Annotated in this window: 20 protein-coding genes; 14 read left to right on the forward strand and 6 right to left on the reverse strand. The window is 71.6% G+C overall.

Annotated features, from left to right (window positions below; all coding sequences use genetic code 11):
* Nucleotides 1–10 precede the first annotated feature (10 nt).
* From AB0E85_RS16100 to AB0E85_RS16110, 3 genes are read left to right on the forward strand one after another with little or no spacing between them, the layout of a single operon-like run.
* Complete coding sequence (locus AB0E85_RS16100) at nucleotides 11–598, forward strand: DUF5998 family protein (RefSeq protein WP_181361612.1); 588 nt, start codon at nucleotides 11–13, stop codon at nucleotides 596–598.
* Complete coding sequence (locus AB0E85_RS16105; protein WP_361926927.1) at nucleotides 598–1,794, forward strand: nucleotide pyrophosphatase/phosphodiesterase family protein; 1,197 nt, start codon at nucleotides 598–600, stop codon at nucleotides 1,792–1,794. Before AB0E85_RS16100 ends, AB0E85_RS16105 begins: the two co-directional genes overlap by 1 nt.
* A gap of 46 nt (nucleotides 1,795–1,840) precedes the next feature.
* Nucleotides 1,841–2,491: a thymidine kinase gene (locus AB0E85_RS16110; RefSeq protein ID WP_361926930.1), complete on the forward strand. Its 651-nt coding sequence runs from the start codon at nucleotides 1,841–1,843 to the stop codon at nucleotides 2,489–2,491.
* A gap of 22 nt (nucleotides 2,492–2,513) precedes the next feature.
* Here the strand turns inward: AB0E85_RS16110 and AB0E85_RS16115 are convergent, their stop codons facing one another.
* Nucleotides 2,514–3,317, reverse strand: a complete 804-nt coding sequence (locus AB0E85_RS16115) for a VOC family protein (RefSeq protein ID WP_361926932.1) — start codon at nucleotides 3,315–3,317, stop codon at nucleotides 2,514–2,516.
* Between the two features lie 250 nt (nucleotides 3,318–3,567).
* Here AB0E85_RS16115 and AB0E85_RS16120 point away from each other — a divergent pair, with 250 nt between their 5' ends.
* Complete coding sequence (locus AB0E85_RS16120) at nucleotides 3,568–4,419, forward strand: sulfurtransferase (protein WP_361926935.1); 852 nt, start codon at nucleotides 3,568–3,570, stop codon at nucleotides 4,417–4,419.
* Nucleotides 4,420–4,482: 63 nt separating this feature from the next.
* Here the strand turns inward: AB0E85_RS16120 and sepH are convergent, their stop codons facing one another.
* The 3 genes from sepH to AB0E85_RS16135 all read right to left on the reverse strand — a co-directional run bounded on the left by sepH (nucleotide 4,483) and on the right by AB0E85_RS16135 (nucleotide 8,537).
* Entirely contained in the window at nucleotides 4,483–5,514 is a 1,032-nt protein-coding gene (gene sepH / locus AB0E85_RS16125; protein WP_361926937.1) for a septation protein SepH, read from the reverse strand.
* Between the two features lie 505 nt (nucleotides 5,515–6,019).
* Nucleotides 6,020–7,339 (reverse strand): D-arabinono-1,4-lactone oxidase, encoded by a 1,320-nt coding sequence (locus tag AB0E85_RS16130; protein ID WP_361926940.1) that lies wholly within the window; start codon nucleotides 7,337–7,339, stop codon nucleotides 6,020–6,022.
* Nucleotides 7,299–8,537, reverse strand: a complete 1,239-nt coding sequence (locus AB0E85_RS16135) for an MFS transporter (protein ID WP_361926942.1) — start codon at nucleotides 8,535–8,537, stop codon at nucleotides 7,299–7,301. The genes AB0E85_RS16130 and AB0E85_RS16135 overlap by 41 nt, the downstream gene beginning before the upstream one ends.
* Before the next feature lie 155 nt (nucleotides 8,538–8,692).
* Between AB0E85_RS16135 and AB0E85_RS16140 the strand changes: the two genes are divergently transcribed.
* Both AB0E85_RS16140 and AB0E85_RS16145 read left to right on the forward strand, forming a co-directional pair.
* A complete protein-coding gene (locus tag AB0E85_RS16140; RefSeq protein WP_361926945.1) occupies nucleotides 8,693–9,820 on the forward strand; it encodes a ferrochelatase in 1,128 nt (375 codons plus the stop codon).
* Between the two features lie 8 nt (nucleotides 9,821–9,828).
* Nucleotides 9,829–10,644 carry an inositol monophosphatase family protein gene (locus AB0E85_RS16145; protein ID WP_361926948.1) on the forward strand — a complete coding sequence of 272 codons (816 nt, stop codon included), beginning with the start codon at nucleotides 9,829–9,831 and terminating at the stop codon, nucleotides 10,642–10,644.
* A gap of 155 nt (nucleotides 10,645–10,799) precedes the next feature.
* Here AB0E85_RS16145 and AB0E85_RS16150 read toward each other — a convergent pair whose 3' ends face one another.
* Nucleotides 10,800–10,970: a hypothetical protein gene (locus tag AB0E85_RS16150; RefSeq protein WP_184565584.1), complete on the reverse strand. Its 171-nt coding sequence runs from the start codon at nucleotides 10,968–10,970 to the stop codon at nucleotides 10,800–10,802.
* A 415-nt stretch (nucleotides 10,971–11,385) separates the two neighbouring features.
* Here AB0E85_RS16150 and AB0E85_RS16155 point away from each other — a divergent pair, with 415 nt between their 5' ends.
* The 4 genes from AB0E85_RS16155 (at nucleotide 11,386) to AB0E85_RS16170 (ending at nucleotide 14,954) form a co-directional block, all read left to right on the forward strand.
* Complete coding sequence (locus AB0E85_RS16155) at nucleotides 11,386–12,039, forward strand: response regulator transcription factor (protein WP_003993508.1); 654 nt, start codon at nucleotides 11,386–11,388, stop codon at nucleotides 12,037–12,039.
* 6 nt (nucleotides 12,040–12,045) lie between these two features.
* Nucleotides 12,046–13,278: a HAMP domain-containing sensor histidine kinase gene (locus AB0E85_RS16160; RefSeq protein WP_161361320.1), complete on the forward strand. Its 1,233-nt coding sequence runs from the start codon at nucleotides 12,046–12,048 to the stop codon at nucleotides 13,276–13,278.
* A 406-nt stretch (nucleotides 13,279–13,684) separates the two neighbouring features.
* A complete protein-coding gene (locus AB0E85_RS16165) occupies nucleotides 13,685–13,981 on the forward strand; it encodes a DUF4193 domain-containing protein (RefSeq protein WP_003993510.1) in 297 nt (98 codons plus the stop codon).
* Nucleotides 13,982–13,994: 13 nt separating this feature from the next.
* Nucleotides 13,995–14,954: a hypothetical protein gene (locus AB0E85_RS16170; RefSeq protein ID WP_361926952.1), complete on the forward strand. Its 960-nt coding sequence runs from the start codon at nucleotides 13,995–13,997 to the stop codon at nucleotides 14,952–14,954.
* 44 nt (nucleotides 14,955–14,998) lie between these two features.
* On the opposite strand, the gene AB0E85_RS16175 is transcribed toward AB0E85_RS16170, so the two are convergent.
* The gene (locus AB0E85_RS16175) at nucleotides 14,999–15,457 is read right to left on the reverse strand and encodes a DUF3093 domain-containing protein (protein WP_361926955.1); all 459 of its coding nucleotides are present in this window, start codon (nucleotides 15,455–15,457) and stop codon (nucleotides 14,999–15,001) included.
* Between the two features lie 58 nt (nucleotides 15,458–15,515).
* On the opposite strand from AB0E85_RS16175, the gene AB0E85_RS16180 reads away from it, so the two are divergent.
* From AB0E85_RS16180 to AB0E85_RS16195, 4 genes are all read left to right on the forward strand, one after another.
* Nucleotides 15,516–16,100, forward strand: coding sequence for a hotdog fold domain-containing protein (locus AB0E85_RS16180; RefSeq protein WP_361926958.1), 585 nt, complete (start codon nucleotides 15,516–15,518; stop codon nucleotides 16,098–16,100).
* Between the two features lie 59 nt (nucleotides 16,101–16,159).
* Nucleotides 16,160–16,738 (forward strand): dUTP diphosphatase, encoded by a 579-nt coding sequence (gene dut / locus AB0E85_RS16185; RefSeq protein WP_361926961.1) that lies wholly within the window; start codon nucleotides 16,160–16,162, stop codon nucleotides 16,736–16,738.
* Nucleotide 16,739: 1 nt separating this feature from the next.
* On the forward strand, nucleotides 16,740–17,489 hold the full coding sequence (locus AB0E85_RS16190; protein WP_361926964.1) for a DUF3710 domain-containing protein: 750 nt from the start codon (nucleotides 16,740–16,742) through the stop codon (nucleotides 17,487–17,489).
* Nucleotides 17,490–17,649: 160 nt separating this feature from the next.
* Nucleotides 17,650–18,825 (forward strand): alginate lyase family protein, encoded by a 1,176-nt coding sequence (locus tag AB0E85_RS16195; RefSeq protein ID WP_361926967.1) that lies wholly within the window; start codon nucleotides 17,650–17,652, stop codon nucleotides 18,823–18,825.
* Nucleotides 18,826–18,872 lie beyond the last annotated feature (47 nt).

The following is an 18,872-nucleotide window of genomic DNA, read 5'->3' on the forward strand; positions in this document are numbered from 1 at the left end:
GATGGGCGTCATGGCCAAGACCAGTACGACGACCCAGGGGCTGCGGGCGGCGATCGAGCGCAGCGGCTACTACCCGGCCCTCGTGGCCGAGGCGGTGGAGGCCGCCGTGGGCGGTGAGCCCATGCGGTCGTACCTGGTCCACCAGGAGACGACGTTCGACCAGAACGAGGTGCGGCGGCACGTGACCGTGCTCGTCCTCACGGACAACCGCTTCATCGTCAGCCACACCGACGAACAGGCCGCCGACAGCACCTCCCCGACGCCGTACGCCACGACGTCTACGGAGTCCGTGAAGATCGGCCGCATCTCGTCGATCGTGGTCAGCCGCGTCGTCGCCAACCCCGAGTCCTACAAGCCGGGCACCCTGCCCCGTGAGGTCGTCCTCACCATCGGCTGGGGCGCCGTCTCCCGCATCGACCTGGAGCCGGCCGCCTGCGGCGACCCCAACTGCGAGGCGGACCACGGCTACACCGGCAACTCGACGGCGGACGACCTCAGCCTGCGCGTCAGCGAGGCCGGGGACGGACCGGAGACCGTGCGTGAGGCGCTCGCGTTCGCGCAGGCCCTCTCCGAGGCGACCGCGGACACGACCCGCTGATGGCACAGCCCGAGACGGCCTGGGACCCCCACCCCGAACCGCTGACCGTCGCTTCCGCGCCGGCCCCCGAGTACGGCAGCGGATCGCTGGCCGACCTCCTGCCCACCCTGGCCGCCGGCCTCGGCGTCCCGGGCATGAGCGCCGCGATCACCGAGCTGACACCCGCCGACCGGAACTGCGTGTTCCTGATCGACGGTCTCGGCTGGGAACAGCTGAAGGCGCACCCCGAGGACGCACCCTTCATGACGTCCCTGCTCGCCACCTCCCGCGGTGGCACCGGACGTCCGCTCACCGCCGGGTACCCGGCGACCACGGCGACCTCCCTGGCCTCCGTCGGCACCGGCCTGCCGCCCGGCGCGCACGGCCTGCCGGGCTACACCGTCCGCAACCCGGACACCGGCGAGCTGATGAACCAGCTGCGCTGGCAGCCGTGGACGCAGCCCGGCGCGTGGCAGCCGTACCCCACGGTCTTCCAGCTGGCGCACGCGGCCGGGGTGCACGCCGCGCAGGTGTCGTCCCCGACCTTCCAGAACACCCCCCTGACCAGGGTCGCCCTCAGTGGCGGAACGTTCCTGGGGCGACTGACCGGCGAGGACCGCATGGACCTGGCGGCCGAGCAACTGGCCGCGGGCGACCGCTCCCTGGTGTACACGTACTTCGCCGAGGTCGACGGCGCCGGTCACCGCTTCGGCGTCGACTCCGACGCCTGGCGCGGCCAGCTCATGTACGCCGACCGCCTGGTCCAGCGCCTGGCCGAGCAACTGCCGCCGCGCACCGCCCTCTACGTCACCGCCGACCACGGCATGATCGACGTGCCGTTCGACGAGCAGCACCGCATCGACTTCGACGAGGACTGGGAGCTGAGCGCCGGGGTCGCCCTGCTCGGCGGCGAGGGCCGTGCCCGCCACGTCTACGCGGTGCCCGGCGCGGCGAACGACGTCCTGACCTGCTGGCGCGAGGTGCTCGGCGAGCAGTTCTGGGTGGCCTCTCGCGACGAGGCCATCGCGGCGGGCTGGTTCGGCCCGCAGATCGACGAACGGGTGTACGGCAGGATCGGTGACGTGGTCGCGGCCGCGCGGGACGACGTCCTGCTCATCGCCTCCGAGCGGGAGCCCAAGGAGTCGGCCATGGTCGGCAACCACGGTTCGATGACCCCCGCCGAGCAGCTGGTCCCCCTGCTCGAAGTACGCTCCTGACACAGCCCCACGCCGACCTCCCATGCCGAAAGGTGCTCAACTCCACATGCCCGAGCTGGTGTTCTTCTGCGGAACCATGGACTGCGGGAAGTCGACGCTGGCTCTCCAGATCGAGCACAACCGCTCGGCGCGCGGCCTACAGGGCATGATCTTCTCGCGCGACGACCGGGCCGGCGAGGGCAAACTGTCCTCGCGCCTCGGCCTGGTGACGGACGCGGTGGAGGTCGGCGACGGGCAGGACCTCTACGCCTACCTCGTCGACCATCTCTCGCAGGGCGGCCGCGCCGACTACGTGATCGCCGACGAGGCGCAGTTCCTCGCGCCCGAGCAGATCGACCAACTCGCGCGCGTGGTCGACGACCTGAGCCTGGACGTCTACGCCTTCGGCATCACGACCGACTTCCGCTCCAAGCTGTTCCCCGGCTCGCAGCGGCTGGTGGAACTGGCCGACCGGGTGGAGGTGCTCCAGGTGGAGGCCCTGTGCTGGTGCGGAGCCCGCGCCACGCACAACGCCCGCACGATAGGCGGGGTGATGGTCGTCGAGGGCGCCCAGGTGGTCGTCGGCGACGTCACCCACTCCGCCGACGAGGTCGGGTACGAGGTGCTGTGCCGCCGTCACCACCGCCGCCGGATGACCGCGGCGGTCTCCCATGCGGCGGCCCTGTCACCGGACGTGCTGCCGGTTAATTCCGCCTGACCAGCGTCCGGCGCTGCGGCCGTCAGTCCGGCCGCTGGAGCAGGGCGAACCGCGCGCCTTCCGGGTCCGCCACCCTCGCCACCCGCCCGTGGGCGGTGTCGTGCACCGGTTTGAGGACCTGCCCGCCCAGGTGGACGAGATGGTCCACGGCGTCGTCAACGTCGGCGACCTGGAAGTACGTGATCCAGTGCGGCCCCTGGTCCCGGGGCAGGGCGTGCCCCACACCATGGATGCCGGCGACGGGTTCGCCGTCCAGGTGCAGGGTCACGTAGTCGAAGTCGGCGGAGACCACCGGCTCCTCCTCGTAGCCGAACACCGTCCGGTAGAACTTGGCCACGCTCGCCGACTCGAAGGTCAGCAGCTCGTTCCAGGCGGGTGTCCCGGGCACGCCCGAGACGGCGGTGCCCAGGTGCGTGGCCGCCTGCCAGATGCCGAAGACCGCGCCCGCGGGGTCGGAGCAGATCGCCAGACGGCCGGCGTCGGAGGCGTCCAGCGGACCGACGCCGATCGTTCCGCCGCGGCTGCGCACCGTTTCGGCTGTCAGATCCGCGTTCCGTGAGGCGAAGTAGGGCGTCCATGCGATGGGCAGATGGCGGTCCGGTGGCAGCCGGCCGAGGCCGGCCACCTCGCGCCCGTCGAGCAGCGCGCGCACATACGGGCCGAGCTGCTGGGGGCCCGGCTGGAACTCCCAGCCGAACAGCGTCCCGTAGAACTCCTCGGTCGCGTCCAGGCCGTGCACCATCAGGCTCACCCAGCAGGGCGCGCCGGGCGCGTGCCGGGCGGGTGTGTCACCGTTCGGCCCGGCGGACCCCCGTGCGTCGGTCATCGTCACTCTCTTCTCGGCCTCGCGGTGGCCGTGCTCTCCGCAGCCTGGTGGGTCAGCCCTGTGGGGCGTCCCCTGTCCGGGAGAATGCCCGATCTGCGGGCCTCGTCCCTCGCGGCGCGCTTGTCGGCAGGTGTCGTTCAGCTGTACAGCATGTGCTTGTTCCCGTACACCGTGTGATCGTTCCGCTCCGGCCGAGCAGAGTAGCCGGACACGGACGGCTCGGCCACCCCCGTGCGCGAGGATGGGGACCATGAACGCCATCATCTCCGCATCCGACCTCGCGAAGGACCTCGACAGCGCCCACCCGCCGGTCCTGCTCGACGTCCGCTGGCAGCTCACCGCGGCCAAGGCGGCCGGCGAGCCGCCGTTCGACGGCCGGGCCGCGTACGAGGCAGGGCACCTGCCCGGGGCCGTCTACGTCGACCTGGACCGGGAGTTGGCCTCCGCGCCGGGCGCGGGCGGCCGGCATCCGCTGCCGGACCTCGCGCACTTCGGTGCCGCGATGCGCCGGGCGGGCGTCTCGGCCGGCACACCGGTGGTCGCCTACGACGGTGGCCAGGGCTGGGCAGCGGCCCGGGCGTGGTGGCTGCTGCGCTGGACGGGTCACCCGGATGTGCGGGTCCTCGACGGCGGGTTGCCGTCCTGGGAGGGGCCGTTGGAGACGTCCGTACCGGACCCGGCCGAGGGCGACTTCGTGCCCGAGCCGGGGGTGACGGGACTGCTCGACGCGGATGCCGCCGCGGCTCTGGCGCGGTCCGGTGTGCTGCTGGACGCGCGGGCGGGGGAGCGGTACCGGGGTGAGGTGGAGCCGATCGACCCGGTGGCCGGGCACATCCCGGGCGCGGTGTCGGCACCCACCACGCAGAACGTGGGGGCCGACGGGCGCTTCCTGCCGGCCGGGGAACTGCGGGCACGGTTCGGGGCACTTGGTGTGCGGGAGGGGGCGCGGGTCGGCGTGTACTGCGGATCGGGGGTCTCCGCCGCGCACGAGGTCCTGGCGCTGGCGGCCGCGGGCATTCCGGCCGAGCTGTACGTGGGGTCGTGGTCGGAGTGGTCCTCGGACCCGGACCGGCCGGTCGCCGTCGGGCCGGACCCGCAGTGACCTGACGCGAGGAGAGGGCCGGGCCCGGAAGGCACGGCCCTCGCCGTCCGACGGCGGACCCGGCTACTCCTGCTTCTTGCGCCGCGTCCCGAAGACGATCTCGTCCCAGCTCGGAACGGCCGCTCTGCGGCCCGGGCGTACGCCGTCCGCCTCGGCCTGGCGGTCGGTGGCACCGATGAGGCGGTCACGGTGGCTGCCCACCGATCGCGGCATGAGGACGTCCGCGTAGGCCGATCCGGCCGAGGCGGCGGGAGCCGGGGGCTCCTCCTCCTCGACCTCGGCGACGACGGGCTCCTCCTCGGGCTCCGCCGCCGGGGGCAGTTCCGGGACGACGAGGTCGCCGCGGAAGCTCGGCACCGCCTCCAGCAGGCTGGTCAGGGAATCCCGCTCGCCCGTCGTCTCCTCGTCCGGTTCGGACGCCTGCGCGGGCAGGCTGGGCCGCTCGGGGCGGTCCAGCGGTCTGTCGCGCGGCAGCCGGGCGATCCGGGGGACGAACGGGAAGCTGGGCTCCGGGGCGGCCAAGTCGTCGGACTCGCCGATCAGGGAGCGCGCCTCGTCGTCGACGGCCTGGACGAGCCGCCGGGGCGGGTCGTACGTCCAGCTCGCCGAGTGCGGCTCGCCCGCGACGCGGTAGACCAGCAGCACTTCCCACGTGCCGTCGTCGCGGCGCCATGAGTCCCACTGGACGGTGTCCTTGTCGGCCCCGCGCAGCAGCAGTCGTTCCTGCACGGCCTCGCCCAGGGGCGGACCGGAGTTCTCGCCGGGGCGGCGGACCGGGGTCTTACGGGCGCGCTCGGCCATGAAGGCGCGCTCGGCGAGCACGGGGCCCTCGAAGCGGCGCACCCGGTCGACGGGGATGCCGGCCATCTGCGCGACCTCTTCCGCGGTCGCGCCCGCACGTATACGCGCCTGGATGTCGCGGGGGCGGAGGTGGCTCTCGACCTCGATCTCGATCTGGCCGAGGCGGGGACGGTCGCCGCGCACGGCGGCGCGCAGGCGTTCGTCGATCGGAAGCGTGTACTCCGTAGAGTCGGCAGCCTTCAGCACCAGCCGTGTGCCGTCATTCGAGACGGCCACGACACGCAGTTCGGGCATGGGGACCTCCCGGGTGGTGCCTGCCGACGTCACGTGCGTCGCTGCTTCCGCTAGTCGAGTGTGGCCTGCCCGGGTGCAGCCTGCCACAACCTTGCCGAGTTGCCCGGCGTGTCGGGCGCGGGCCCTGGATCGCCGTTATGGCACGGTTACCTATTCGCAACGCTAAGTGACGAACTCCATCACCCTGTGCAACTAGCCCCCTCCCGGCGGTCCTCAAGGCCCTGTACACCCACATGGGAGACCGGACCCAGGGCTCGCAACAGTACTCCATTCGGGCCACCTGCGTGGATTGGCGCGCCGCCCAACTTCTCGCAAGGGGTGGGACTTGGGCGCCCCTTCCCCCGTTCTGTGATCTTGAACGTGGGGAACTTCACCTCATCACCAGAATCGGAACCAAGGGTTACGGAGAAGCCGCGGCGGATCGACGTGCTCGGGCGAGAGCGGCAGCCCCACCCCGAGCGCCGACGGGCGTGAGGGCGTCCGGCACACCACCCCCAAGCGTTGCCTACGCCCCCAGAACCCTCCGCAAGTAGTCGTTCTGGAACAGCCGATCAGGGTCGAGCCGGTCCCGCAGCGCCGTGAACTCACCGAAGCGCGGATACACCCGGGAGAAGTACTCGGCGTCCCGTGTGTGGACCTTGCCCCAGTGCGGACGGCCCTCGTGGGCCGTGAAGATGCGCTCGGCCGCGGTGAAGTACCGCTGGTAGGGGGTGCCCTGGAACATGTGGACGGCGATGTACGCGCTGTCCCGGCCGGAGGCGGTGGACAACGCGATGTCGTCGGCGGGGGCCGTGCGCACCTCGACCGGGAAGCTGACCCGGAGGCCGGAGCGGTCGACCATCGCCTTCAGCTCGCGAAGCGTCTCGACGACGGCCGCGCGCGGAACGGCGTACTCCATCTCCACGAAACGCACCCGGCGCGGGGACGTGAAGACCTTGTAAGGGATGTCCGTGTAGGTCCGTGCGGACAGGGCCTTGCTGGAGATCCGGGCGATCGCGGGGATCGTGGCGGGCACCGCGCGGCCGACCCAGTTGGCCACCTGGAAGACGCCGTTGGAGAGGAACTCGTCCTCGAACCAGCTCTTGAGCTGCGGCACGGGCTTCTCCGGACCCGCGCTGCGGTTGTTGCGCTTGGTGTTGGTGCTGCCGGTGTGCGGGAACCAGTAGAACTCGAAGTGCTCGTTCTCGGCCCAGAGTTCCTCGAAGTCGGAGAGGACCTTGTCGAACGGCATCGGCTCCTCGCGGGCCGTGAGCAGGAAGACCGGCTCGACGGCGAAGGTGATCGCGGTGACGATGCCCAGGGCGCCGAGGCCGATGCGGGCTGCGGCGAAGACCTCCGGGTTCTCCTTCTCGGAGCAGGTCAGGACGGAACCGTCGGCGGTGACCAGCTCCAGGCCCGTGATCTGGGCGGCGATCGAGCCGGAGTCGCGGCCCGTGCCGTGCGTGCCGGTGCTGGTGGCGCCGGAGACCGTCTGCTCCATGATGTCGCCCATGTTCGTGAGCGACAGGCCCTCGCGGGCGAGGGCCATGTTGAGCCTCTTGAGCGGGGTGCCGGCCTCCACCGTGACCGTCATGTTCTCGCGGTCGACCTTGCGTATGCCGGTCAGCAGTTGAGGGCGGATCACCATGCCGTCCGTCGCGGCTATGGAGGTGAAGGAGTGCCCGGCGCCGACGGCCTTCACCTTCAGACCGTCCTCGGCGGCCCGCCGCACCGCGGCGGCCAGCTCATCGACGGAAGCGGGAGTGACCTCCCGCGCGGGCCGGGCCGAGACGTTGCCGCCCCAGTTACGCCACGTGCCGTTCTTTCCGTTCGCTGTGCTGCTCAACGGAGCCTCCCCGACCCGGTGCCGGTCGCTTGAGCCGGCGGAACCCGAGGAAACCCACCGCGACCGCGACGGCCCCGGCCACCGCCGGAACCCCGTACCCGGCACGCGCCCCGGCCGCGTCGATCACCCAGCCGGCCGCGGAGGAGCCGAGTGCGACACCCGCCGCGAGCCCGGTGCTCACCCAGGTCATGCCCTCGGTGAGCTGCGCGCGTGGTACGTGCTCTTCGATGAGGGACATGGTCGTGATCATCGTCGGAGCGATGGACAGACCCGCAACGAACAGCGCCACGGCCAGAAACGGCAAGTTTCCGACCAGTAGGAGGGGGATCATACTCACGGCCATGGCACATACGCCCAGCAGCCACCGGCGTTCCGGCGGCCCGGCGAAGTGCAGCAGCCCGTAGACCATGCCCGCCACACAGGAGCCCGCCGCGTACACCGCGAGGACGACGCTGGCGGCTGCCTTGTGCCCCTGCTCCTCGGCGAAGGCCACGGTGACCACGTCGACCGCACCGAAGATCGCCCCGGTCGCCACGAAGGTGGCCACCAGGACCTGAAGGCCCCGCGAACGCATCGCCGTGCCGCCGCCCCGCCGTTCGCGCGGGTGGGGTTCGGGCTCGGTGGCGCGCTGGGCGGTCAGCGAGAAGACGCCGACCGCCAGGAAACAGGCGGCGAGCAGCGGACCGGCCTCCGGGAACCAGGCCGTGGACAGGCCGATGGAGATGATCGGCCCGAAGATGAAGCACACCTCGTCGACCACGGACTCGAAGGAGTACGCGGTGTGCAGCTGCGGCGTCCCCCGGTACAGGGCCGCCCAGCGGGCCCGGATCATCGCGCCGACGCTCGGGACGCAGCCGATGCCCACGCACGCCGCGAACAGCACCCAGTCGGGCCACCGGTAGTGCGCCGCGCACAGCAGGAGGGCCGCCGCCGCCAGCGAGATCAGCGTCGCCGGGCGCAGCACCCGCCGCTGCCCGTACTGGTCGACCAGTCGCGAGACCTGCGGTCCGGCCACCGCGGCCGACAGCGCGATGGTGGCCGACAGAGCGCCGGCCAGGCCGTACCTCCCGGTGAGCTGGGAGATCATCGTGACCACGCCGATGCCCATCATCGAGATGGGGATGCGACCGAAGAAGCCCGCGACGGAGAAACCCTTGGAGCCGGGAGCTGCGAACAGGGCGCGGTAGGGGCTGGGCACGAGGTCTCCGAGGGCTCAGTAAGCTGCGAACGCAGTCGACACAGCTTACGCCTGAAAGGCCGGGCCGTACCCGTTCGCCCTGCCCCGGATCCGGTCGCCGCGCGGGGGCCACCCGCCGTTTCCCGGCTGTCAGTGCCGGGTGGCAGGATCGACTCATGCCAGACGCGCGCGATGCCAGCCCCTACGACGCCCTGCTCCTGCTCTCGTTCGGCGGCCCGGAAGGCCCGGACGACGTGGTCCCGTTCCTGGAGAACGTGACGCGCGGGCGCGGCATCCCCAAGGAACGCCTCAAAGAGGTCGGGCAGCACTACTTCCTCTTCGGCGGCGTCAGCCCGATCAACGACCAGAACCGCGCCCTGCTGGACGCCCTGCGCAAGGACTTCGCCGACCACGGCCTGGACCTGCCCGTCTACTGGGGCAACCGCAACTGGGCGCCGTACCTGACGGACACGCTGCGCGACATGGTCCACGACGGCCGCCGCCGCGTCCTGGTCCTCGCCACCAGCGCATACGCCTCGTACTCGGGCTGCCGCCAGTACCGCGAGAACCTCGCCGACGCGCTCGCTGCCCTTCGGGCGGAAGGCCTGGAGCTGCCGAAGGTCGACAAACTGCGGCACTACTTCAACCACCCCGGCTTCCTGGAGCCCATGATCGACGGGGTGCTCCAGTCCCTCGCCGAGCTTCCCGAGGACGTCCGGGACGGGGCGCACCTCGCCTTCTCGACGCACTCGATCCCGACGGCCTCCGCCGACACCTCCGGCCCCGTCGAGGAGCACGGCGACGGCGGTGCCTACGTGAAGCAGCACCTGGACGTGGCGCAGCAGATCGCCGACGCCGTCCGGGAGCGCACCGGCGTCGACCACCCCTGGCAGCTCGTCTACCAGTCCCGCTCCGGCGCGCCGCACATCCCGTGGCTGGAGCCCGACATCTGCGACCACCTCGACGAGCGGCACGCGGCCGGCGTACCGGCCGTCGTCATCGCCCCCATCGGCTTCGTCTCCGACCACATGGAGGTCCTCTACGACCTCGACACGGAGGCGAAGGCGAGGGCCGAGGAGCTCGGACTGCCGATGCGGCGCTCGGCCACCGTCGGCGCCGATCCGAGGTTCGCCGCCGCGATCCGTGAACTGGTCGTGGAGCGCGCCGCCGCCGAGCGCGGCCAGGACGTCACACCGTGCGCCCTGGGCGCCCTCGGGGCGAGCCACAACCTCTGCCCGGTCGGCTGCTGCCCGGCCCGCGCCCCCCGGCCCGCCGCCGCGGGCGCCGACAGCACCTACGCGTGAGGAGCCCCGTGACCGACCCCCTGCACACGGACCTGCTCGAACTGGCCCAGGAGGCCGCCCGCCGCGCCGGGGCGCTGCTGCGGGACGGACGTCCGGCCGACCTCGCGGTCGCGGCGACCAAGTCCAGCCCCATCGACGTCGTCACCGAGATGGACATCGCTGCGGAGAAGCTGATCACGGGCCTGATCGCCGAGCGCCGCCCGGACGACGGGATCCTCGGAGAGGAGGGCGCCGCCACGGAGGGCACGAGCGGCGTCCGCTGGGTGATCGACCCGCTCGACGGCACGGTGAACTACCTGTACGGGCTGCCCACCTGGGCCGTCTCCATCGCCGCGGAGCAGGACGGCGGGACCGTCGTCGGCGTCGTCGCGGCCCCGATGCGCGGCGAGACGTTCCACGCCGTGCGCGGCCGGGGTGCGTGGGCCACCGGCGCCTGGGACGGCGAGCGCGCGCTCGCCTGCCGCCCGGCGCCGCCCCTGGACCAGGCGCTGGTCTCGACGGGCTTCAACTACGTCGCCGACGTCCGCGCCCACCAGGCCGACGTGGCTCAGCGGCTGATCCCGTTGCTGCGCGACATCCGGCGCGGCGGCTCGGCCGCGGTCGACCTGTGCGACGTGGCCGCCGGACGCCTCGACGGCTACTACGAGCGCGGTCTGCACCCCTGGGACCTCGCGGCGGGGGACCTCATCGCCCGGGAGGCGGGCGCGCTGACCGGTGGACGCCCCGGAGAGCGCCCGTCGGGTGATCTGGCAGTGGCGGGGACCCCCGGCGTGTTCGAGCCCCTCCAGCGCCTCCTGGAGGACTTCGGAGCCTGGCACGACTGAAGGCGCCGGGCCCCCGACGTGCGCCGAGCGCCGGGCCCCCGACGTGCGCCGAGCACCGGTCCCCCGACGTGCGCCGAGCGCCGGGGTGACGCGCCCTACGGCAACGGAGCGGGCCCCGGCGCTGGATTCGCCGGGGCCCGCTCCGTACGGCCTGTTCAGACGCTCGTCGCGACCTCCACACCGTGCTCCGCGGCGAGCCGGCGCAGGTCGTCGAGCTCGCCCTGCTCCACATCGACGAGGAAGTCGTCGCCCTCGTCGCGAGCCCGGGACAGATCGGACTCGGTCGCCCTTATGCGCTGCAGAAGTCCTGCGGTGAATGCGTCCATGCTGCGCCCCCTCGTCCTGGGTCGTGGGTCGATGGCACGGGGGTGTGCCGTTCGGAAGGGACGATCACGCCGCATGTGGATGCCCAGCGCCGCTCGGCCGGGCGGCGACGGTGCCGGACACCCACGCCCGCCCTGCGGAAAGCGGATTGATGCGCACCGCATGGTGGTGCGGCGCCAGCAGAGCGTGATCGTGGGATGTAAAGCCGTCCTCCCCAAGCTCCCTTCCGTGGAAACCTAACCGGAGGAGAAAATCTCGTATTCCCCCTCGGGTCACCGCCCTCTCACCCGCCTTACCTCCGACTTATGGCCGAAAAGGGCAGGATGGAGGGCAACACACCAAGGCACCGTCGAAGACCCCTGCCCGCGTGCGCCCGGTGAAGGGCTGCGCGGGTGGACATGAGGAAGGACCAGGAACGTGCGCGTACTCGTCGTCGAGGACGAGCAGCTGCTCGCCGATGCGGTGGCCACCGGACTGCGCCGGGAGGCCATGGCCGTCGACGTCGTGTACGACGGCGCGGCCGCCCTGGAGCGCATCGGGGTCAACGACTACGACGTGGTCGTCCTCGACCGCGACCTGCCCCTCGTGCACGGCGACGACGTCTGCCGCAAGATCGTCGAACTGGGCATGCCCACGCGCGTGCTGATGCTGACGGCCTCCGGTGACGTCAGCGACCGGGTCGAAGGGCTGGAGATCGGCGCCGACGACTACCTGCCCAAGCCGTTCGCGTTCAGTGAGCTCATCGCTCGCGTGCGCGCCCTCGGCCGGCGCACCAGCGTGCCCCTGCCACCCGTTCTGGAGCGCGCCGGGATCAAGCTCGACCCCAACCGCCGCGAGGTCTTCCGCGACGGCAAGGAGGTCCAGCTCGCGCCCAAGGAGTTCGCCGTCCTGGAGGTGCTGATGCGCAGCGAGGGCGCCGTCGTCTCCGCCGAGCAGCTCCTGGAGAAGGCCTGGGACGAGAACACCGACCCGTTCACCAACGTGGTGCGCGTGACGGTCATGACCCTGCGCCGCAAGCTGGGGGAGCCGCCCGTCATCGTCACCGTCCCCGGCTCCGGCTACCGGATCTGATACCCCGTGGCAACGACCCCCGCGCCCCCGCAGGCGCCCCCCAAGCCCACCTGGGATCCCAGAAGGCCGGTGCCGCCCTTCCCCTGGCTGCGCCCGACCATCCGCATACGGCTCACGCTGCTCTACGGCGGCATGTTCCTGATCGCGGGCATCCTGCTGCTGTCGATCATCTACCTGCTGGCCGCCCAGGCCCTGAACGTGGGCAGCGAGCTGCCGTTCAAGATCGTCGAGGGCAAGGTCACCAGCGACATCTGCAACCTGCCCGACCAGGCCTCGCCCAGCGAGTTCAACAACGCGATGAACCACTGCGTCAACGAGCAGCGCCAGAACGCCCTGGACAACCTGCTCAGCCGCTCGCTGCTGGCCCTGCTCGGCCTGGCGGTCATCGCGTTCGCCTTCGGCTACGCCATGGCCGGCCGCGTCCTGTCGCCGCTGGGCCGGATCACCCGCACCGCCCGTGCGGTGGCCGGCTCCGACCTCTCCCGGCGGATCGAGCTGGACGGCCCGGACGACGAGCTGAAGGAGCTGGCGGACACCTTCGACGACATGCTGGAGCGCCTCCAGCGCGCCTTCACCGCCCAGCAGCGCTTCGTCGGCAACGCCTCGCACGAGCTGAGAACGCCGTTGGCGATCAACCGCACGCTCCTCGAGGTGCACCTGTCCGACCCGGGCGCCCCCACCGAACTCCAGCAGCTCGGCAAGACGCTGCTGGCCACCAACGAGCGCAGTGAGCAGCTGGTCGAGGGCCTGCTGCTGCTCGCCCGCAGCGACAACCAGATCGTCGAGCGGGGGCCGGTGGACCTCGCCGAGGTCGCCGAGCAGGCCATCGACCAGGTCCGCGGGGAGGCCGCCGGCAAGGGCGTGAGCATCCGCGGCGAGCAGAAGCCCGCGGTCGTCCAGGGCAACGGCGTGCTGCTGGAGCGGATCGCGCTCAACCTCGTGCAGAACGCCGTGCGCTACAACGTGGCGGAGGACGGCTGGGTCGAGGTCACCACCGACGTCCAGCACGGCCAGGCGGTCCTGGTCGTCGCCAACACGGGCCCGGTGGTGCCGGCGTACGAGATCGACAACCTCTTCGAGCCCTTCCGGCGGCTGCGTACGGAGCGGACGGGCAGCGACAAGGGCGTGGGGCTCGGACTGTCCATCGTCCGGTCCGTGGCCCGGGCACACGGCGGGCACATCTACGCCCAGCCGCGTGAGGGAGGTGGACTCGTCATGCGCGTCACGCTGCCGATCTGAGATCATGTCGCCGATCCACTCGGCGGCACACGGGGATGTTCGCTTTGCGCGGAATTTCTGAGGCTTCACCGCGCGTGCACCGTGTGTGATCGATCACAGGGACGCCTTTCCGGCCATCTACTCTCCGTGATCATGCCTGTTGTCGGAAAGCCGGGAAAATCCCGGTTTTCGGGGGTCTTGATCACGGGAAGTACACGGTGAGACGCCTTTGGCGTGCAGCATTCGGACCGTGTACGGTCCCCATCGCCATCCAAGCCGATCACTCTTGAGGAGTCCGGTTGGGTGTCGATTGAGTAACAGACCTTGATGTGAGGCAAAATCTCCGCCTCAGGTCGGGCACAAGTCCGGCCTCTCACGCGTTACGTGCGCTGGAGACACCGCAGACACCCAGAGGGGGAGAGCGACCATGGCAACCGATTACGACACTCCACGCAAGACCGACGACGACGTCGACTCGGACAGCCTCGAAGAGCTGAAGGCTCGGAGGAACGACAAGTCGGCCTCCGCCGTGGACGTCGACGAGTTCGAGGCCGCAGAAGGCCTCGAACTGCCCGGAGCCGACCTCTCGAACGAGGAACTGGCCGTCCGGGTGCTCCCGAAGCAGCAGGACGAGTTCACGTGCATGAGCTGCTTCCTGGTGCACCACCGCAGCCAGCTGGCCCGGGAGAAGAACGGTCAGCCGATCTGCCGCGACTGCGACTGAGGGCGGGTCGGCCGTGACCGGCTCGACCCCTCCCTGGAAGCGCCGCTTCTCCAAGCGGAAAGCGGACGAAGGGCCGGCGGACGGCCCGCGGTACGGCGCGCGTGAAGACGAGCGAGGCTCATCCGGTACGGGGGCGGCCTCGCTCGAACCGGCAGCGGACCGGGGTGACCTCCCGGCGTCCGTGGACGTCCCCGCACCCGTCGCGAGACGGCGGGCGGGGGCGCTCCGGGAGCGGGCCAGGGAAGGCGCCCGCAAGGGCGGTGACCGGGCCCGTGCCGGACTTTCCTACTTGGCCGACCGCATCATCGAGCTGGCCCCGCGCGTGCCCGTGCGGGACCTCGCGACGCTGCGCAGGCAGTTCCCGGGCCTCGGGCCCGAGGAGCTGGCCGACAAGCTCGTGGCGGGCGCCGCGAACGCGACAGCGACGGTCGGAGCGGGTGTCGGCGCGGCCGCGATGCTCCCCGTCCCCCCGGCGATGCCGACGGAACTGGCCGCCGAGATCACCGGCGTCGCGGTGATCGAACTGAAGCTGATCGCCGAACTCCACGAGGTCTACGGCGTACGGCCGCCCGGCAACCTCAAGCAGCGCAGCACCGCGTACCTCGACTCGTGGTCGGGGGAGCGCGGGATCGACGCGTCCAAGCCGTCGACGCTCAGCGCGGCGCTGAACAGCCGCATGAAGCGCGAACTGCGGCAGCGGATCATGAAGCGCATGGTCCGCAGCATGCCGAACCTGATGCCGTTCCTGGTGGGCGCCGCCGTGGGCGCGGTGATGAACCGCGGCGAGACGAGAAAGCTCGCCGGCCGGATCCGCCGGGACCTGCGCACGATCCAGGTGTCCTGGGAGGCCCTGGAGGCACTCCCCGGCCTCGAACGTCCGGCGGACGCCCTGGAGATGGACGAGATCACCCATGACCCGCTGGGCCGTCACGGCCATGGCGGCGACGAGCGGCCCGGCGGCGACGGGCCCTGAGGCCGGGGCCGGTCAGCGGCCGGGTGACGTCCCGCTCAGGTGTGCTACGCCGGCTTCGCCGTCCGCAGTGCCTCCGCCAGGCGCTCCGGCTCGCGCGTGGACAGGTACAGGTACGGAGTCGGGTCCTGCGGGTCGGTGACCTCCACCCGCAGAGCCGTGGGGATGTACGCCCGCAGCAGGAGGAAGGCGCGCGGATCGGCCTTGTAGGTGCGCCAGGCGCGGGCCTCCTCCGCGTCCAGCACCTCCGCCTCGCCCAGGGCCGCCAACGGGATCTTCGCCTCTCCCGCGATCAGGGAGTCACCGACCACGCGGATGCGGACCGAGCCGTACGAGCTCGCGGCGACGGCAGCCACCGCGGTGCCCCCGGCCAGGCCGCCGAGCATCGGGAGCGTGCCGAACGGGAGCAGGACCAGGGCCATGGAGAGGCCCACGAGGAACGAGATCAGCCACCAGGTCCGCGGGGCGGTGAGGCGTTCTTCGTACGGGGCGGCGGAGAGCTGCATGGAGCCAAGCTTGACACGGTGTCCGGAAGAGGCCGACGCGCGGGTAAGGTCTCCGGCTGTGAGTCGTACTTCCGCAGCTCTTCAGCCTCCGGCCGACGCCGTGCAGCCGGTGCGGCACCCGGACGCGCCCGCGCCCGGTGAGCTCCTCGGCGCGCACTACGGCGCGTGTTTCGGCTGTGGCGAGGACCAGCCGCACGGGCTGCACCTCCAGGCGCGGGGCGGCGAGGGCGTGTCGCTCACCGCCGAGTTCACCGTGCAGCCCGCCCACCAGGGCGCTCCGGGCCTCGCGCACGGAGGCGTGCTCACCTCCGCCCTGGACGAGACCCTCGGCTCGCTGAACTGGCTGCTGCGCACGATCGCGGTGACCGGGCGGCTGGAGACCGACTTCGAGCGGCCCGTGCCCGTCGGCACCACGCTGCACCTGGAGGCGGAGGTGACGGCGGTCGCCGGGCGGAAGATCTACTCCACCGCGACCGGACGCGTCGGCGGCCCCGACGGGCCCGTCGCCGTGCGCGCGGACGCGCTCTTCATCGAGGTGAAGGTCGACCACTTCGTCGACCACGGCCGCCAGGAGGAGATCCAGGCCGCCATGAACGACCCGGACCAGGTCCGGCGGGCCCGTGCCTTCGAGGTGAACCCGTGAGCACGGAACGCCCGTTGCAACCCGCAGGCCCCACCGGTCCCGTCAGCACGGAAAGCCCCATGACTCCCACGAGCCCCGTGAGCCGGCAGCCGCTGGACGTGCTGATCCGGCGCGTCGACCCCGATGTGCCGCTTCCGTCGTACGCGCAGCCCGGTGACGCGGGGGCCGATCTGCGCACCACGGAGGCGTGCCGACTGGGGCCGGGCGAGCGGGCCGTGCTGCCCACGGGGGTGTCTGTGGCGCTGCCGGAGGGGTACGCGGCCTTCGTGCACCCGCGATCCGGTCTGGCCGCCCGCTGCGGCGTCGCCCTGGTGAATGCCCCGGGGACGGTGGATGCCGGGTACCGTGGGGAGATCAAGGTGATCGTGGTGAATCTCGACCCGCGCGAGGCCGTGCGGTTCGAGCGCTTCGACCGGATTGCCCAACTGGTAGTCCAGCAGGTCGAGAGGGTCCGCTTCCAGGAGGTGGCGGAGCTTCCCGGCTCCGCGCGGGCCGAGGGGGGCTTCGGGTCCACCGGAGGCCATGCGGCGGTGGACGGGACGAGCGGCACAAGCGGCACAAGCGGTCAGGCCGCCGTCGGCGGTCGGGCGGGTGGGAATCGATACGCTTCGGTCGTATCCGACCGGGAAGGACAGTGACGTGTTCGGACGTCGCAAGAAGAGGGATGCCGCCGAGGACGCGGCCGGCGAGGCCGAGCAGGTCGTCGACGGTGTCGACACCGATGCGGAAGAGCGCGAGCGCCTGAGGCTCGAACCGGCGCCGCGTCCCGACGGGCCCTGGGACAGCTCCGAGGTGCGTGACCCGAGCGAGGGCCGAGTCGACCTGGGCGGCCTGTTCGTGCCGGGCGTCGACGGCATGGAGCTGAGGGTCGAGGTCGCGGGCGACGCGATCGTCGCCGCGACGGTCGTGCTGCGCGACAGCGCCATCCAGTTGCAGGGCTTCGCAGCGCCCAAGCGCGAGGGCATCTGGGGCGAGGTGCGCGAGGAGATCGGCACCGGCATCACCCAGCAGGGCGGCATCGTCGACGAAGTCGAGGGGCCGCTGGGCTGGGAGCTGCGCGCCCAGGTGCCCGTACAGCTGCCGGACGGCACCGGCGGCTTCCAGGTCGTGCGGTTCGTCGGTGTGGACGGCCCCCGCTGGTTCCTGCGCGGGGTCATCTCGGGCCAGGGCGCGGTGCAGCCGCAGGCCGCCGGGCTGCTGGAGCAGATCTTCCGGGACACGGTCGTGGTCCGCGGAGAGGGCCCGATGGCGCCCCGTGACCCGATCGTCCTGAAGCTGCCGAACGACGCCCAGATGGTCCCCGAGGGCGTCCAGCAGGAGGAGGGCTCCCGTTTCGCCGGCGGAATGGGCCAGCTCCAGCGCGGACCGGAGATCACCGAGGTCCGCTGACCCTCGCAGAGACACCAGGGCCGTACCCCGCCGGGGGTGCGGCCCTTTCTCGTGCGTGGAACCTTGACGACACATTGGTCTGTACCTACCGTCTCCGTCCAACGCGTCTGTTCACAAAGGCGCTTCACGTTCACATACGAGAACGGAAGGCCCCCCACGCATGCGCAGAACCGCTCTCCTCGCGGCTTCGGCCGCGCTCGTCGCCGGTGCCCTCGCCTGGCCCGCCGACGCCGCTCCCAGCGCCCCCGCAGCCTTCGCCCACCCCGGAGTCACCGTCTCCAAGAGCCAGTTGGACTTCACCCGGTCCAAGGTCAACGCCGGCGCCCAGCCCTGGAAAAGCGCCTTCGACCAGATGACGGCGAGCAAGTACGCCGACCTGAACCGCACGCCCAGGCCCCGGGCGGTCGTCGAATGCGGTTCGTACTCCAATCCCGACCACGGCTGCACGGACGAGCGCGAGGACGCCATCGCCGCGTACACCCACGCGCTCGCCTGGTACATCACCCGCGACGAACGGCACGCCCGCAAGGCGATCGAGCTGATGGACGCCTGGTCCGCCGTGATCCGCGACCACACCAACAGCAACGCGCCCCTGCAGACCGGCTGGGCCGGCTCCTCCTGGCCCCGGGCCGCCGAGATCATCAAGCACACCTACCCGGGGAACTGGGCGAACTCCGGCCGCTTCGCCACCATGCTCCGCACCGTCTACCTGCCCGAGATCATCAACGGCTCCCACTCCAACGGGAACTGGGAGCTGTCGATGATGGAGGCCGCCGTCGGCATCTCCGTCTTCCTGGAGGACAAGGCGTCGTACGACAAGGCCATGGCGAAGTTCCGGACCCGGACGGCCGCCTACGTCTACCTGGAGTCCGACGGGGCCCTGCCGAAGACCGTGCCGAGCCAGAACCTGAACACCCGCGAGAAGATCGTCACGTACTGGCAGGGGCAGACGACCTTCGTCGACGGACTCAGCCAGGAGACCTGCCGCGACTTCACGCACACCGGCTACGGCCTCTCGGCCATCTCGCACGTCGCCGAGACCAGCCGCATCCAGGGGCAGGACCTCTACGGCACCGACGTGGGCGAGCGGCTGCGGCACGGGCTCGGCTTCCACGCCAGGTACCAGCTCGGCTCCGGAGCCGAGGGCTGGCTGTGCGGCGGCTCGCTGAAACTCGGGCTCGGGCCGGTCTCCGAGGTCGGGCACAACGCCCTGGCCAACCGGCTCGGACACGCCATGACCAACACCGGGACACTGACCCTGCGGGCCCGCCCCGCCGGGACCAACAACCTCTTCGTCGCCTGGGAGACCCTCACCCACGGCGACAACCCCGCCTGACCTCCTGACCGGCCGGACGTCGGGTGGGGACCCCGGCGCCCGGCCCC

Source organism: Streptomyces sp. NPDC029044 (genome assembly GCF_040637495.1).
Taxonomy (GTDB): Bacteria; Actinomycetota; Actinomycetes; order Streptomycetales; family Streptomycetaceae; genus Streptomyces.